This window comes from Saccharopolyspora sp. NPDC050389 (assembly GCF_040655595.1).
Taxonomy (GTDB): domain Bacteria; phylum Actinomycetota; class Actinomycetes; order Mycobacteriales; family Pseudonocardiaceae; genus Saccharopolyspora.
On the sequence record NZ_JBFAKG010000039.1, the window covers coordinates 54689 to 69329 of the forward strand.

The following is a 14641-nucleotide window of genomic DNA, read 5'->3' on the forward strand; positions in this document are numbered from 1 at the left end:
TACACAACCGGGCTCCACCCCCGCGGCGCCCCCCTCCTCTCAAGTTAAATATCTCTGCCGTGTTCAGCCCGAAACCCCCCCCACACCCCACTCACGAGCCGGAGCCGCTCAGGCGGAGCGTTCTCCGGTGCCGATGCGGGGGAAGGGGTGGATGGAGAACACCACTTCGACAGGCACCTCGAAGTGCTCGGCGATGCGCAGCGCCAGGTGCAGGCTCGGGCTGTACTCGCCGCGCTCCAGGTAGCCGATCGTCTGGTAGTGCACGCCGAGCGCTTCTGAGAGCTGCCGGCGGGTTGTCCCGCGCTCGGCCCGCAGCATCGCGATGCGGTTGTAGATCGTCTCGCTCATGTTCTCCTCCGCCACGTCAGCGAATGCGCTGCATGGCCTTCTCGCGGCGCGCGGCCACACTCGACCCCGACTCGCGCCGCGCCATCCGGCGCAACACCACCGGAGCCACCACCAGCCCGATCACGGCCCACAGGCCGAGCACCCCGACAGTCTCCAGGTGCCGCCAGGACTCGCCGATCTCGGCCGCCGCCATCCCGTCCGGCAGCAGCGCCGAGCGCATGCCCAGCCCCAGCCAGTACATCGGGAACGCCTGCGCGATCCACTGCAGCCACTCCGGGTACCCGGTGATCGGGTAGAAGATCCCGGAGATCGCGACCAGCCCCATCATCGGCACCATGACCATGCCCAGGCTCCGCGGGTTGGCGAACAGCGAGCCGATGATCGCCCCGATCGGCATCGTCGCGACCAGCCCCAGCCCCAGCACCCACGCGAGCGTCAGCCAGGTGTCGACGCCGGTGGCGAGGCCGTCGAACATCACCAGGCCGGGCACCAGCAGGATCACCAGGCTGACCAGCGACATGCATCCGATCAGCGTGATCTTGCCGATCAGGTAGCCGAGCATCCCGTCGGGAGTTGCCTTGGCGCGCAGCAGGGTGCCGTCTTCGCGCTCGACGGTCAGCTGCTGGGCGATGACGATCAGCCCGGAGAACCCGATGCCCATGCCGAGCGCGCCGGGCAGCGTCATCGCGCCCAGCGAGAAACCGGCCACAGTGGACCCGTTCTGGAACGACATCACGACCAGCAGGATCACGGTGGGGAACAGGTAACCCCACAGGTCCTGCGGGGTGGTCACGGTCTGGCGGAATTCGATCCAGCCGCGCTGCAGGCCGGCGCGTGCGGCGGTCGCCTTCATCGGTTCGCCTCCTCGGTGCCACCGGTGCTCTCCGCGGAACCGTTGTTCTCCGCGGAACCGTTGTTCTCCGCGGCAAAGGGCAGCGCGGCCGCGTCACCCCGCCCGGATTCGTGGGCGCGCACCATCGCCATGTAGGTGTCCTCCAAGGTGGCCCGGCGCACCTCCAGGTCGGTGATCTCGTCGCCGTGCTGCGCGAACAGGTCCCGGACGAACCGGGTGGCGTCGGCGGCCGAGTGCACGAAGCGCTGGCCGTTCCGGGCCCACTTCACCTCGGACTCGGCGGCCACCTGCCGGGACAGCTCGTCGGCGGAGCCGTCGGCGACGATCCGGCCGCCGGCCAGGATCAGGATGCGGTCGGCCAGCTTCTCGGCCTCGTCCAGGTCGTGCGTGGTGAGCAGGATGCCGGTGTTGTCGTCGTCGGCGAGCCGGTGCACGAGGTCGTGGAACTCGCGGCGGGCCTGCGGGTCGAAGCCGACCGTGGGCTCGTCCAGGAACAGCAGTTCCGGGCGCCCGACGATGCCGATCGCCACGTCGAGCCGGCGGCGCTGGCCGCCGGAGAGCTGCCCGACCCGCTTGTCGGCGTGCTCGGACAGGCCGACCGCCGCGACGAGTTCGTCGACGTCCCAGGGGCGGGTGATCAGGTCCGTGGAGTACGGCGCGTAGTAGGTCCCCAGGTGCGCCAGCAGCTCCCGGACCCGCCACTTGCTGTGGTCGCGCCAGGACTGCAGCACGACGCCGAGTCGAGCCCGCCAGCGCTCGTCGCCGTGCGCCGGGTCGGTGCCGAGGACCTGGACGTCGCCGCCGGAGCGCATCCGGAAGCCCTCCAGGATCTCGATCGTCGTGGTCTTGCCCGCCCCGTTCGGCCCCAGCAGCGCGACGACCTCGCCGCGGCGCGCGGTGAGGTCGACACCCTTGAGGACATCGGTCGTGCCGTAGCGCATCCGCAGGTCGCGGACGTCGAGCACAGTGTCCTCATCCGGTAACCGCACCGGCGGCGGTGGTGCCTCCGATTCATTCGCGACTGTCATAACCCCAGTGCCTCTCGTAGCAGTGGTAGCCCAACATGTAGCACACATACTACACATTGAATGATCACTGCTTCGGTCGACGCGGAGGTCGTGGCGGGGCGCCGGGGCGGGTCGGACGAATCGGGAAGACTGCCTCGGTTGCCTGGTCGTGCGATTGCGATCATTGGCGAATTCGCTCGGTGAAGTCTCGAATTGAAATTGCTTTCGCATCCATCTTTGTGCTATTTCGACGTGATCGAATGCCTCATCGGAAATGATCTCGAGGAGTCGATCAAGCCTTGCGCTCCGCGTGTCGCAAAAAAAGGGTGCAGTGCGCCTTCGGTCTGCTGTCTATATCTTGTTGAGCTGGGAGGATGACCGTCCTCGTTGCGTTCACCGATTCGTGTCCGCGTTTTCCTGAAAGTGGTATCACCGCATGAGGTGAGTGGTTGGATTTCGAGTTGTCTCCCTTTGTGGGGCGGCCGATACGGTATTCGGTGCGAGGCTGTCGGAGGAGCATTGGGCTGAACCGGTTCGCCTCGTCCGAATCGATCGGCGCGAAACTCGTCGCCGCACGTCCCGGTTCTCATGGAAGGAAGTGCCTTGATGCGTACTGCGAAGCGCGTGCTGGCTGTTGCCGCGGTGAGCTTCCCGCTGCTGCTCGGAGCGACGGCCGTGGCGATGGCCGACGGCCACCACGACGGATCTCCCACGCAGCAGCAGAACCAGGACGAAGTCCAGGTGAGCAAGCCGACGAACACGAACGTTTCGCCCGCGAACGTGATCCAGATCGGCGGCCACAAGCAGGTCGCCATCACCGGCTCGAACCAGACCAACAACGCCGACCAGAACCAGGTCGGGGACTGGGACGGCAACACCCAGGCCCAGCTGGTCAAGGACGGCGGCTCGCCGACGCAGGTGCAGAACCAGGACGAGATCCAGGTGAGCAAGCCGACGAACACGAACGTTTCGCCCGCGAACGTGATCCAGATCGGCGGCAAGGAGCAGATCGCCACCACCGGCTCGAACCAGACCAACAACGCGAACCAGAACCAGGTCGGGGACTGGGAGGACAACGCCCAGGCCCAGGTGGTCGGCCACCACTGATCTCCCGCGAAGACCACCCAGAAGGCCCCGCTCCTGTTCGGTGCGGGGCCTTCTGGTGGGTTCGGTCCGCTGCGGCGTGCCCCGTTCAGGGGGAGATCGCCCGGCGGGCGGCGGCGATCAGCGCCTCGGCGGTGGCCCGGTCCAGCGGTTCACCGGTGATCAGCCAGTGGTAGACCAGCGGCCCGAACAGCAGGTCGCGGATGGTTTCCGCGGCGAGGTCCGGGTGGAGCGCCCCTTGCTGCCGGGCGCGTTCGATCGCCTCGGTGATCGCCGCGTCGCGCGGCTTCAGGTAGCGGTCGCGCAGCGGCTCCGCGAGCTGCGCGCGACGGCCGCTTTCGGCGTGCACGCCGAGCACGACGCGGCCGAGCGGGGACTCGGAAAGCTGGGTCACGAACGAGACCGCCAGTTCGCAGAGGTCGCGCAGGGCGTCCCCGGTGTCCGGCGCGTCGAGCGGCTGCACCGCGTCGACGAGCGCGTGGACCGCGAGATCGTCCTTGGTCGGCCATCGCCGGTACACCGTCGGCCGGCCCACTCCGGCTCGCGCCGCGACGGCCTCGATGGTGAGTTCGGCGTATCCGCGCTCGGCCAGCAGCTCGGCCGCCGCGGTCAGGACGGCGCGGTCCACCTCGGCGCGCCGCGGTCGGCCTCGGCCACGTCCCGATTCGTCCTTGCGCTCACCGGTCATGGACCCATTATATTTACGATACGTCATGTAACGATAATGAGGAGGCGGCGGTGCGCAAGACGATGTCCTGGGGGCTGTTCCTGGCTTGGCTGGTCAACGACGTCGAGGAGTGGTTCACGATGTCGCCGTGGTCGCAGGCCTACGCGGCGAAGAACGGCAAACCGCTGCCCGGGCCGGTCTGGCTGCGAGAAGGGGTATCGCCCGAGCATGCCAGGGTGGCCATCTCGCTGATGGGGCTGATCATGCTCGCGGCGTCGGCCCGCGGCGCCCAGACCGGCGGCAGGTCGCCGTTCTTCCAGTCCGCGCTGGTCGGATTCGGTGTGCACGGGGTGGGGCACCTGGCGTTGAGCGCCGCGCATCGCGGCTACACCCCGGGCGTCGCCACCGCGCCGACCGTGGTCATCCCGTACGCGCTGTGGGCCTGGCGCGAACTCGGCCGGGCCGGCGTTCGGCGGAACGATCTCCGCTCCTGGGTGGGCGCCGTGGCGCTGGTGCCCGCCTCCCTGGCCGCCGTGCACGGGGGCGCCCGCGCGATCCTCCGGATGGCGCGCAAGGACCGGTGATCGCACTTCGCATCCGGTCTCCCGGAACCGGCAGTCAGCGCGGCGCGCCGGAGAAGTTGATCAACGGTCGGCGCTCCAACTGCGCGGCGTGGAAGGGAAAGGGCGCCGACGATGACCGATCTGACGGCGTACGAGCGCACGTGGCTCGGCGTGCGCAGCCGATCCCGAGGTGTGGTTCGACACGACGACCGAGGGCCACCACCGGCTGGACCTCGACTACGCCGGATACCTCGAAGCGCTGCGCATCACGAAGGGAACCTTCGGCTGGCAGTTCCTGTTCGCGGACGTCTCGCTGAGCGACGACGAGTTCGACGTGACCTGTCAGTTCATGGAGATCATGCTCGACGTCTTCCCGAAGCTCTTCCCCGAGCACGACTACGAACCGCTCCGGGCGCGACTGGCCGAGCGCGTCGGCTGAGCTTCCGGACGAGCCGCGGCCCCCGCTCCGATCCGAGCGGGGGCCGCGGCTCGTTCCGGGAATCCGCTACAGGCGGGTGTTCACGAACTCCGCGAGGTCCGCCGACTGCTGGATCCGGGACTCCTCGTGGACGTACATCATGTGGCCCGCCGGGTAGTAGCGGACGTCGATGTTCTCCCGCAGCCGCTCCGGGATCGGCACCTGCGCCAGCACGTGCTCGGCAGCGAAGTACGGGGTCGCGCCGTCGGTGTAGCCGCAGCCGACGTGGACCCGCAGGTGCGGGTTGGCCTGGAACGCCGCGCCCAGCTTGTCCACAACGGACACGCTCGCGCCCTCGAACTCCTTGTACGACCAGGGATGCACCCGGCTGGACAGCGTCTCGTAAGGCAGATCGCTGGCGTAGTCGAGCTCTTCGCGCAGGTAGTGGTTGATCGCCGCCGAGTAGGCGCCGCGGATGCCGGAGATGCTCGGGTCGTCGGTGAAGTGCTCCCCGGCGGCATCTCGCTCCCAGCCGGTGAACCGGCCGTCCATCCGGCCGACCGTCTCCCGCCGGTCGCGCAGCAGCTCGGTGAAGAACCGGATGTGCTCGATGCGCAGGTTCGCGCGGTCCACGTAGTCCTCGGACAACCCGGACAACGCGGCGACCTGCCGGACGATGTCCTCGCGCTCGGACGCGCTCAGCCGCGCGCCGCGCGCCAGCGCCCACGGGTAGTCCTCGGCGGCGAACTTCTCCGCCTCGTCCAGCACCTCGCGCAGCGGCCGATCGCCGTGCTTGCCGTGGTAGTGCGCGATCGCCGCGTACGTCGGCAGGAACAGCGAGTACGGCAGGTCGTTGCCCTCGGTGAACCGGATCGTCCCCATGTCCAGCACCGACGAGATCAGCAGCAGGCCGTTCGGGTAGAGGCCGTGCCGCGACTGGAGGTGCTCGGCGAGCGCGGCCGCGCGCAGCGTGCCGTAGGACTCACCGGCGAGGTACTTCGGCGACATCCAGCGGCCGTTGCGGGTGGTCCACAGCCGGATCACCTCGGCGATCGACTCGATGTCCTTCTGGTAGCCGTGGAACTCGCCCGGCGTGCCGCCCTCGACCGCCCGCGAATACCCGGTGGACACCGGGTCGATGAACACCAGATCGCTGTGCTGCAGCAGGGTTTCCGGGTTGTCGGCCAGCCCGTACGGCGGCGGCGCGAGATCGCCGGCGTCACCGGAGACGACCCGCCGCGGGCCGAGCAGCCCGAGGTGCAGCCACACGCTGGAGGAGCCCGGGCCGCCGTTGAACGCGAACGTCACCGGGCGGCTGCCGGGTTCGGCGTCGGCCACGTAGGAGGTCAGGAAGACCTCGGCCTTCGGCTGGTAGCCCTCGAACTTGCCGTCGGCGTGGATCTCTTCACGCAGCACGACGCGGCCCGTCGTCGCGGTGTAGGCCAGTTCCGCGCCGTCGACGGAGATCGTGTGGTGGGTGCTGACCAGATCGTCGACCGGCTCGGCCGGGGTGGTGGATTCCTTCTTCGCCTCGTCGGCCTTGTCCTCGCTGGCTGCCATGCAGCCCACATTACGTGCCGTCGAACGGGTTCTCTGCCACTTTTGGGAGGTGCCCGACACCACCTCCCGGCTGATCTCCGACCCGGTCGAAGCCCCCGCCGCCGCGGCCCCGGAGGCCGCCGACCTCGCAGGCCTCGACGAGCTGGTCACCCGCTGCACGGCCTGCCCGCGCCTGGTCGAGTGGCGGGAGGAGATCGCGCGGGTCAAGCGCGCGGCGTTCCGCGACCAGGAGTACTGGGGCCGGCCGGTGCCCGGATTCGGCCCGCCGGACGCGGCGATCGCGATCGTCGGGCTGGCGCCGGCGGCGCATGGCGGCAACCGGACGGGCCGGATCTTCACCGGCGACCGCTCCGGCGACGTGCTCTTCCAGGCGCTCTACGACGTCGGCCTGGCGTCCCAGCCCGAGGCCTGGCACATCGACGACGGTTTGACGTTGCACCACACCAGAATCACGGCGCCGGTGCACTGCGCCCCGCCCGCCAACAAGCCGACGCCGGCGGAGCGCGACACGTGCCGCCCGTGGCTGGTGCGCGAGCTCGACCTGCTGCGCCCGACGCTGCGAGCGGTCGTGGTGCTGGGCGCGTTCGGCTGGCAGGCCCTGCTGCCGGTGCTGGCGGACGCGGCCTGGCAGGTCCCGAAGCCCCGCCCGAAGTTCGGCCACGAAGCCCACGCGGAACTCCCGGCCACGGACGGAGGAGAACCCCTCCACCTCCTCGGCTGCTACCACGTCAGCCAGCAGAACACTTTTACGGGGAAGCTCACCCCGGCGATGCTGCGCGGCGTGCTGGAGCACGCCAAGGCATTGGCGAAGATCCCGTAAATCCGCACGTTTCGACTTGGGTCACCGGGCACCGTCACCAGCCGATGCGTAACGTTCGGCCAGCTCCAGACCGATCCTGGCGAGCTCGGCGCGGACCGATTCCGGTTCCACCACCTCGATCATGGCTCCCCACCCGGCCAGCTGCTCGGCGATGGACCGCGGCAGGTGCGCGGCCACCCGCGCCCGGACGCGCCTGTCGTCATCCTGCCCGATGACCTGGCAATGCCGCCCGAAGTGCGTGCGCAGCACCGGGAAGAATCGGGCGTCGATCAGTACCACGGCCGAGACGAGCGAGCGCCGCTGCTCGACTTCCTCCACGACCCGCGCCCACTCCGCCGACAGGCTGAAGTCGTCGGGTCGCTCAGCTGGCAGGTCCGTGACCTCCGCATTGGTGACGCGGTCGACGCGGAACGTCCGCTGGCCGGACTCGGTGCCCGCGATCAGATACCAGATCCCGTCCTTGTCGACCAACCCCAGCGGATCCACGAGCCGCTCCGTCGAGCGCCCACCCCGGCCCGTGTACGTCAGCCGTACCTTGAACCTGCGCACCGTGGCGGTCTGGAGCATCTCGACCAGTTCGGGCAGCTCCCGGTCACGCTCGCCCCAGCGCGCCGAGTCCGACACCACGGCTGCGGCCGCGGCTTCGGCGTCGGCGCGGAACGTGGCGGGCAGGGCGCGGATGAGCTTGCGCAGGGCGGAGGTCAGCTCGGGTGCGGCGGAGCTTGCCGGGCCGAGGAGGACGAAGAGAGCCTGGGACTCGGCCGCGTTCAGCCCGCTGAGGTCAGTGCGGGCGCCACCTACGAGCGACCATCCGCCGCCGCGCCCCGGCTGCGGGTACACCGGGATGCCCGCGGTGGACAGCGCCTCCAGGTCGCGGCGGGCCGTGGCCACGGAGATCTCCAGCTCCTCGGCCAGCTCAGCAGCGGTTACCCGGCCACGGGCCTGGAGCAGCAGCAGGGCAGCCACGAGACGGTCGGCGCGCATGACTCCATGCTCGCAAACAAAGTGCTCAATTGATGAGCACTTTAGGTGCGAAGGTGTTCACACGACCCGCGAGAGAGGAACCGAAATGCTGCGAGGACTCACCACCATCTCCTTCTACTCCCCCGATTTCGAGGCGACCAAGCACTGGTACACCGAGCTGTTCGGGATCCCGCCCTACATGGACACCCCGGGATACCTGGAGTGGCGCATCGGCGACTACCAGCACGAGTTCGGCATCATCAACAGCTCCTACGCCGGCTCCGAGCTCGCCATGACCCCGGATCCGGACACGGTCGGTCGACCGGCAGGCGCTGTGGTGTTCTGGCACGTGGACGACGTTCCCGCGGTCCTTGGAAAGCTCGTGGCCATGGGGGCGAAGGAGCACGACTCGCCGCGCGACCGTGGCGAGGGCTTCATCACCGCTTCCGTGATCGACCCCTGGGGCAACATCCTGGGCTTGATGTACAACCCGCACTACCTTGAGGTCCTGGCCTCCTCGGCGGAGAAGGCATGAGAACTCGCGCCGACGCCTTCGCGCGGTGGAGCCAGCATCGACATGCTCCACCGAGCGTGTATGGAAACGGCCTCGCTCGCGGGTCCTCGACCCGAGGTTGCGTCCGCCAGCCACGCTCTCGTTCACTCGCCGGTCGTGCCGTCGATGAGCTCACGCGCTACGTCGAGTTGCCCCGCGTGACGTGCGTACGCCTGGAGAAGGCGAAACAAGATTGTCCCGAGTGAAGGGCTTGCTCTGGATCGTGGAACCGGCCGCCGATCTCGGCCCGGTCGTCGAGAGTCGCCTGGCCACCAGGGTCCGCGAACGTTCGACTTCGTCGCGGTAGGCGGTCAGGACCGCAGTCGACGAATCCGATGTTGCCTCCCAGCCCGACTCGTCGCCGCCGGGAAGGTAGGGGAATACGTCCTCGGCTGCGAATCCCCACCGGAGCCAGCGCCGTTCAACCATGCTCAAATGCTTGATGAGTTGCAGCGGTGACCAACCCAGTGGTTCCACGGGGGTTCTCATCTGTGCGTCCGACAACCCGGAAACCTTGCGGAGGAGCCGGTCGCGATACCAGTCGAGGTAGCCCATGAGCAGGCTATGAGGATCCCTGGTTGTGGCGGGAGGATCGCCCATTTCTCCGAGAAGGGCCCGGGGATCTGGTTGGTTTGGTTGCCTCATGGTTGAAGCTAGCGCAGGCGGCCGACAGCGGACTGAAGACGCCTTCAGGCGATCTCGTAATCCGTGAATACGTTCACGTCAGCCAGCAGAACACTTTTACGGGGAAGCTCACGCCGGAGATGCTGCGGTCGGTGTTGGAGCGGGCGAAGGGGCTGGCGGGGTTTCGTAGCGGGCGAGTTCTGTGAAGACCTTGTTACGTGTCGGGGTCCGTCGGCCTGTTCCTGACAGCATGTCGGGATGACTGCGAAATTGGTGGTCCGGGACGCCGAACCCGGTGACGCGGAAGCGATCAGCGAGGTGTTCCGGGGATACGTCGAGACCACGGTGACGACGTTCGAGGAAGTGCCGCCGACAGCGCAGGACTGGCGGGGCAAGATCGGCGCGGCCGCGGGAGATGGCTGGCCGTTCCTGGTGGCAACGCTGGAAGGCGATCTGGTCGGCTACGCCTACCTATCTCCCTGGCGCCCCAAGCCCGCCTACCGCCACACCGTCGAGAACACCATCTACCTGCATCCGGGCTACGTCGGGCGCGGTATTGGCCGCCACTTGCTCGGCGAACTGCTGCGGCGTGCGGCGGCGGCCGGCGCGCGCCAGGTCATCGCCGTGATCGCGGATTCCGGCGACCCGGCTTCGGCGGCACTGCACCGCAAGGCCGGGTTCGCCGTCGTCGGGAAGCTGCACGACGTCGGCCGCAAACAGGGAAAGTGGATCGACACGACCCTGATGCAGCTCGACCTGGCGGACCCGGCCGATCGCTGATCGGATTCCCGGGGGCGTTTCGCCGCAGCGGGCGAAAGGGCAGGCCGGTGTGAGTAGCGTGGCGGCGTGATCGTGAAGTGGGACACAGCGCTGAACCTGCTGGGCTCGCACCAGCGACCGGCGGCTTCCGGAAAACCTTCACGTCCGCCAGAAGAAACCACCCCAGCCGTCTGCCGGAGCACGCGGCATGACTCGCACGGGTGAAACCTTCATCGAAGTATCGTCGCAGGTGGACCTGTGTTTACCACCGGCGGTAGCATCGTGTCATGAGTGCTTTGCCGGACGAGTCTGCAGGTGGGCTCCACCGAAGAGATGCCGACTTCACCGAGCGGTTGGCTTGGCTGTTGAGCCAGTACCGCGAACTCGACTCGCGAGCGTCCGAAGGCGCTCCAGAGGTTGACCCGGCGCGCACTGTGCGGTCGCTCGGGCGAGCTCGCAAGGTCAGCGTGTCCATGCCCGAAGATCTGACCGATGCAGTCCAGCACCGGGTGGGTCGGGGAGCGTTCAGCCAGTACGTCACCGACGCGGTGGCCAGGCAGCTCGAGCTGGATCTCTTGGCCGAGCTCGCCGAGCTGCTCGAGGCGGAGCACGGGCCGGTGCCGGAGGAGTACTTGGCGGAGGCTCGGGCGGCATGGCCGGGCGCGGAGTAGCCGCAGGTGGGGCACTCGTTCTTGACAGCGAGGGCCTGTCGAAGCTCGCAGCTGGGGACGGTCGTGCCCGCGCATACCTGGAGACCGCGCGGCTTCGTCGTTCCAGGGTTGTGGTCAGTGCGATCACGTTGACCGAGGTGCTTCGCGGCTGCGCTCGCGATGCCTTGGTGCACCGTGTGCTGTCCCGAGTCGCGGTCGCTCCCGTGACGCCCGAGCTCGCACGCACCGCCGGAGAACTCCTTGGTGTGACTGGATTGTCGGGTCATCGCTGCGCGATCGACGCGGTGGTGGCCGCTACCGCGCTGGAGCTCGCGCGGCCGGTGGTATTGCTGACGAGCGACCCCGACGAGCTGACCAAGCTCGTTGAAGAACCAGCGCGTCAGAAGGAGGAGCGGGTGATCGTGGTGCACGTGTGAACTTGTCGGGCCGTGGCTGGAGTCCGGCATGATCGGCGGCATGGCTTCGCGGATCGATCTCGCGTTGCACTTGGTCGCCCGGCTGGACGGCGCGGAACTCGCCCTCGCGACCGCGCGCGAGTTTCGGTTACGAACGGCGCCGGCCCGAGCAGTAGGGCCCGCGATCGGTTCCGGTCTCCCGGGGTCGACTTTCCCGGAAGAATTTTCGCGGACGTGGGCATCGGCGCTCAAGATTCGGTAGGGTGGCCTGAACCAGCCTCCATGACACCTCGGTGATGTCACTCTGACGTCACCCGCCGCCGCCCAAACAGGGCGCGTACGCAGCGCGTTTGTTCGTGCACAACGCGTTGATCGTGATCGATGCCACTCGCGACTGGCGTCACATTAAGGGGGGTCGGCGCAGCGCGAATACGGTCAGTGGTGCGACCATGAAGACATGGCTGGTAAATCCGATCCCACGCGGATTCTCATCCTCGGCGGCGGTTACGTCGGCATGTACACGGCACTTCAGCTGCAGAAGAAGCTGGGGCGCCGGGAGGCCTCCGTGACGGTCGTCGATCCTCAGCCGCACATGACCTACCAGCCCTTCCTTCCGGAAGCGGCCGCGGGTTCGGTAGAACCCCGCCACGTGGTAGCGCCACTGCGACGAGTGTTGAAGCGGTGCCATGTGGTCACCGCCGCTGTCACCGAGATCAAGCACGACGAGAAGGTCGTGACGGTCGAGAACCCGCAGACCGGTTCCGAGGACATCGCCTACGACGTGCTGGTCGTGGCGCTCGGTTCGGTTTCGCGGCTGCTGCCGATCCCCGGCCTCGCCGAGGAGGGCATCTCGCTGAAGACCGTTGGCGAAGCCACCTACCTGCGCAACCACGTGCTGGGCAAGATGGACGCCGCGGCCAACACCGACGACCCCGAGCTGCGCAACCGGCTGCTGACGTTCACCTTCGTCGGCGGCGGCTTCGCAGGCGTCGAGGCGCTGGCGGAGCTGGAGGACATGGCCCGCTACGCCACGCGCTACTACGACAACCTCAAGCCCGACGACATGTCCTGGGCGCTCGTCGAGGCCGCCGGCCGGGTGATGCCCGAGGTCAGCGAGAAGATGGGCGTCTACGTCGTCAAGGCGCTCGAAGAGCGCGGCATCAAGGTCTACCTGAACACCTTCCTGAAGTCCTGCGAGGGCGGCCACGCGGTGCTCTCCGACGGCACGGAGTTCGACACCGACACCCTGGTGTGGAACGCGGGTGTGAAGGCGAACCCGGTGCTGAAGAACAGCGACCTGCCGCTGGACGAGCGCGGCCGGGTCAAGGCCACCGCGCACCTGCAGGTCGAGGGTCTGCCCGAGGTGTGGGCGGCCGGTGACTGCGCCGCGGTCCCGGACCTGTCCAAGACCGAGGAGAACCCCGGCGCCACCTGCGCGCCGTCCGCGCAGCACGCGGTGCGGCAGGCCAACCAGCTGGCCAAGAACCTGTTGGCTTCGCTGCGCGGCAAGTCGACCAAGGAGTACCGCCACGCCTACGCCGGCTCGGTCGCCGGCATGGGGCTGTACAAGGGCGTCGCCGACGTCTACGGCTTCAAGGCCAAGGGCTTCATCGCCTGGTTCATGCACCGCTCGTACCACGTGAGCCGGATGCCCACGTTCAACCGCAAGCTGCGCATCATCATCGACTGGACGCTGGCGTTCCTGTTCAAGCGCGAAGTCGTGTCGATGGGCCAGATTCAGAACCCGCGGGCCGCTTTCGAGCGGGCCGCCGCGAGCTGACCGTCCGACTGGGCACTCGCAGCAACGGGGCCGCGTGCCGCAATGGGCACGCGGCCTTCTTCCAACGCCGTGCTCCGTGCGGGTTATCAGGAGGGCGGCTAACCTTGACAATCCGTAGCGGGAAATCGAAGACTATAGCGAGTTCGTCACCTGAAAGGATGCGTCATACGGGGGAAGGGGTGAATCCCTTGACGCTGAAGGAGCTTGCCGCCCTCCTGCGGAGCGGCGCTGTTGAGGAAGGTCCGCTCGCGGACTTCGCGGTGGACTACCAGGAAGCATCTCAGGTCTTCCGAAAGAAGGATGACTGAGCATGGACGCGGCCGAGGGGCGGCCCGCCGACCTCGGGAACTCGTCCGGGGCGGCCGCCCAGCCGTTCCTCCGCCCGACCCCGATGCTGCTGCAGGGGCAGGACTACTTCTTCCGCTCGCCGGACACGCCGCTGGACTTCCAGGAGCGGATGTTCGGCGCGGACCTCGTCGTCGACGAGCCAGGCGACCCGGTGCCGTGCGTGCTGGTGCTGGCGCGCGCCGCCGACATGGAGATGAACGAGCTGTCGCTGGCGCTGGCCGAGCACGACATCCGCATGGTGCGCATCGACGCCGACCGCTGCCTGGACCTCGCCCTCACCATCTACACCGACACGCCGCTGATCGAGTTCCAGCGCTGGCTGTTGCGGCCGGTCCTGGTCTGGCGGCGGCACTTCGACATCACCGCGATCCCCGCCGATCCGACCACGGTGCACGGCGCCTACGCCCGCGAGCAGTGGAGCGCGGTGGCGAACTGGCTGGCCTGCCGGGGCGATTGGGAGCAGGTGAACTCGGTGCGCTCCACCGAACACCTCGACCGGCTGACGCAGCTGCAGGGTGCGTCGTCGGTTGGCCTGCGGGTGCCGCGGACCGCGGTGACCACCATGCCCGGGCGGAGCCGGCCGGGCGGCGGCCGGTGCATCGTCAAGACGGCCGGCCACCACCTGCTCGAACCCGAGCCGGGCGCGCTGCGCGGCCTCTTCCCGCGACCCCTGGACATCCGGCGCACCGGCGAGGCCCGCGAACCGGCGCCGGTGCTGGTGCAGCAGTACCTCGACGCGGACCACGAACTGCGCGTGTTCGTCGTCGGCGACCGGGCGATCGGCTTCCGGGTGCAGAAGCTGGATCCGGCGCAGCTGTGGGTCGATCCGGATTCGGTCGTGGTGGAACGCGTCGAGGTGCCCGAGGACCTGGTCCAGCGGCTGCTGGCGCTGTGCCGGCAATGGCGGCTGGACGTGGCCGGCTTCGACTTACTCGGAGTCGGCGACGAATGGGTGTTCCTCGAGGTGAACGTCAACTGCGACTGGCGCTGGTTCGAGCACCGGGCCGACTGCGCGGACGTCTCGACCGCGGTGCACGACTGGGTGCGGAGCCGCTTCACCGAGCTCTCGGCTTCGAAGAGCGGGTGGGGGAGCTGGTGACCGAGCGGCAGCCGGAACACCGAGGTGTTGTTCGGCGGTTCGAGGGAACCGAGCGAAGCGCCACTGCGTCGTAGGCAGTGCGGCACGCGCCGCGGAGCGCAGTGCTGAC

Annotated in this window: 17 protein-coding genes and 1 pseudogene; 10 read left to right on the forward strand and 8 right to left on the reverse strand. The window is 68.3% G+C overall.

The annotated features are described in order from the left end of the window. Positions 1–108: 108 nt before the first annotated feature. Genes AB0I53_RS24985 through AB0I53_RS24995 form a run of 3 tightly spaced genes read right to left on the reverse strand, consistent with a single transcriptional unit; the run spans position 109 to position 2142 of the window. Positions 109–348 (reverse strand): helix-turn-helix transcriptional regulator, encoded by a 240-nt coding sequence (locus AB0I53_RS24985; RefSeq protein WP_358607430.1) that lies wholly within the window; start codon positions 346–348, stop codon positions 109–111. 16 nt (positions 349–364) lie between these two features. Further along, entirely contained in the window at positions 365–1201 is an 837-nt protein-coding gene (locus AB0I53_RS24990; protein WP_358607433.1) for an ABC transporter permease, read from the reverse strand. Then, positions 1198–2142, reverse strand: coding sequence for an ABC transporter ATP-binding protein (locus AB0I53_RS24995; RefSeq protein ID WP_358607566.1), 945 nt, complete (start codon positions 2140–2142; stop codon positions 1198–1200). The genes AB0I53_RS24990 and AB0I53_RS24995 overlap by 4 nt, the downstream gene beginning before the upstream one ends. Positions 2143–2814: 672 nt before the next feature. Between AB0I53_RS24995 and AB0I53_RS25000 the strand changes: the two genes are divergently transcribed. Continuing rightward, on the forward strand, positions 2815–3315 hold the full coding sequence (locus AB0I53_RS25000; protein ID WP_358607436.1) for a hypothetical protein: 501 nt from the start codon (positions 2815–2817) through the stop codon (positions 3313–3315). An 85-nt stretch (positions 3316–3400) separates the two neighbouring features. Here the strand turns inward: AB0I53_RS25000 and AB0I53_RS25005 are convergent, their stop codons facing one another. Then, complete coding sequence (locus AB0I53_RS25005) at positions 3401–4000, reverse strand: TetR/AcrR family transcriptional regulator (protein WP_358607439.1); 600 nt, start codon at positions 3998–4000, stop codon at positions 3401–3403. Positions 4001–4050: 50 nt separating this feature from the next. On the opposite strand from AB0I53_RS25005, the gene AB0I53_RS25010 reads away from it, so the two are divergent. Both AB0I53_RS25010 and AB0I53_RS25015 read left to right on the forward strand, forming a co-directional pair. Continuing rightward, entirely contained in the window at positions 4051–4563 is a 513-nt protein-coding gene (locus AB0I53_RS25010; RefSeq protein ID WP_358607442.1) for an HXXEE domain-containing protein, read from the forward strand. Between the two features lie 169 nt (positions 4564–4732). After that, positions 4733–4981: a hypothetical protein gene (locus AB0I53_RS25015; RefSeq protein WP_358607445.1), complete on the forward strand. Its 249-nt coding sequence runs from the start codon at positions 4733–4735 to the stop codon at positions 4979–4981. Positions 4982–5047: 66 nt separating this feature from the next. On the opposite strand, the gene AB0I53_RS25020 is transcribed toward AB0I53_RS25015, so the two are convergent. Beyond that, on the reverse strand, positions 5048–6520 hold the full coding sequence (locus tag AB0I53_RS25020) for a peptidase S10 (protein ID WP_358607448.1): 1473 nt from the start codon (positions 6518–6520) through the stop codon (positions 5048–5050). A 73-nt stretch (positions 6521–6593) separates the two neighbouring features. Between AB0I53_RS25020 and AB0I53_RS25025 the strand changes: the two genes are divergently transcribed. Beyond that, positions 6594–7340, forward strand: coding sequence for a uracil-DNA glycosylase (locus tag AB0I53_RS25025; RefSeq protein WP_358607569.1), 747 nt, complete (start codon positions 6594–6596; stop codon positions 7338–7340). A 21-nt stretch (positions 7341–7361) separates the two neighbouring features. Here AB0I53_RS25025 and AB0I53_RS25030 read toward each other — a convergent pair whose 3' ends face one another. Continuing rightward, positions 7362–8324, reverse strand: a complete 963-nt coding sequence (locus AB0I53_RS25030) for a WYL domain-containing protein (protein WP_358607451.1) — start codon at positions 8322–8324, stop codon at positions 7362–7364. Between the two features lie 85 nt (positions 8325–8409). Here AB0I53_RS25030 and AB0I53_RS25035 point away from each other — a divergent pair, with 85 nt between their 5' ends. Further along, positions 8410–8838: a VOC family protein gene (locus tag AB0I53_RS25035; protein WP_358607454.1), complete on the forward strand. Its 429-nt coding sequence runs from the start codon at positions 8410–8412 to the stop codon at positions 8836–8838. A gap of 122 nt (positions 8839–8960) precedes the next feature. On the opposite strand, the gene AB0I53_RS25040 is transcribed toward AB0I53_RS25035, so the two are convergent. Together AB0I53_RS25040 and AB0I53_RS25045 are read right to left on the reverse strand one after the other, a co-directional pair. After that, entirely contained in the window at positions 8961–9047 is an 87-nt protein-coding gene (locus tag AB0I53_RS25040; RefSeq protein WP_358607572.1) for a hypothetical protein, read from the reverse strand. A 109-nt stretch (positions 9048–9156) separates the two neighbouring features. Next, positions 9157–9501 (reverse strand): annotated as a pseudogene (locus AB0I53_RS25045) (DUF664 domain-containing protein); the annotation flags it as partial. Between the two features lie 237 nt (positions 9502–9738). Here AB0I53_RS25045 and AB0I53_RS25050 point away from each other — a divergent pair. From AB0I53_RS25050 to AB0I53_RS25070, 5 genes are all read left to right on the forward strand, one after another. After that, complete coding sequence (locus AB0I53_RS25050; RefSeq protein WP_358607457.1) at positions 9739–10260, forward strand: N-acetyltransferase family protein; 522 nt, start codon at positions 9739–9741, stop codon at positions 10258–10260. A 266-nt stretch (positions 10261–10526) separates the two neighbouring features. Then, entirely contained in the window at positions 10527–10910 is a 384-nt protein-coding gene (locus AB0I53_RS25055; RefSeq protein ID WP_358607460.1) for a hypothetical protein, read from the forward strand. Further along, positions 10892–11326, forward strand: coding sequence for a PIN domain-containing protein (locus AB0I53_RS25060; protein ID WP_358607463.1), 435 nt, complete (start codon positions 10892–10894; stop codon positions 11324–11326). Before AB0I53_RS25055 ends, AB0I53_RS25060 begins: the two co-directional genes overlap by 19 nt. A 436-nt stretch (positions 11327–11762) precedes the next feature. Next, a complete protein-coding gene (locus AB0I53_RS25065; RefSeq protein ID WP_358607466.1) occupies positions 11763–13085 on the forward strand; it encodes an NAD(P)/FAD-dependent oxidoreductase in 1323 nt (440 codons plus the stop codon). A gap of 310 nt (positions 13086–13395) precedes the next feature. Beyond that, on the forward strand, positions 13396–14532 hold the full coding sequence (locus AB0I53_RS25070) for a hypothetical protein (protein ID WP_358607469.1): 1137 nt from the start codon (positions 13396–13398) through the stop codon (positions 14530–14532). Positions 14533–14641 lie beyond the last annotated feature (109 nt).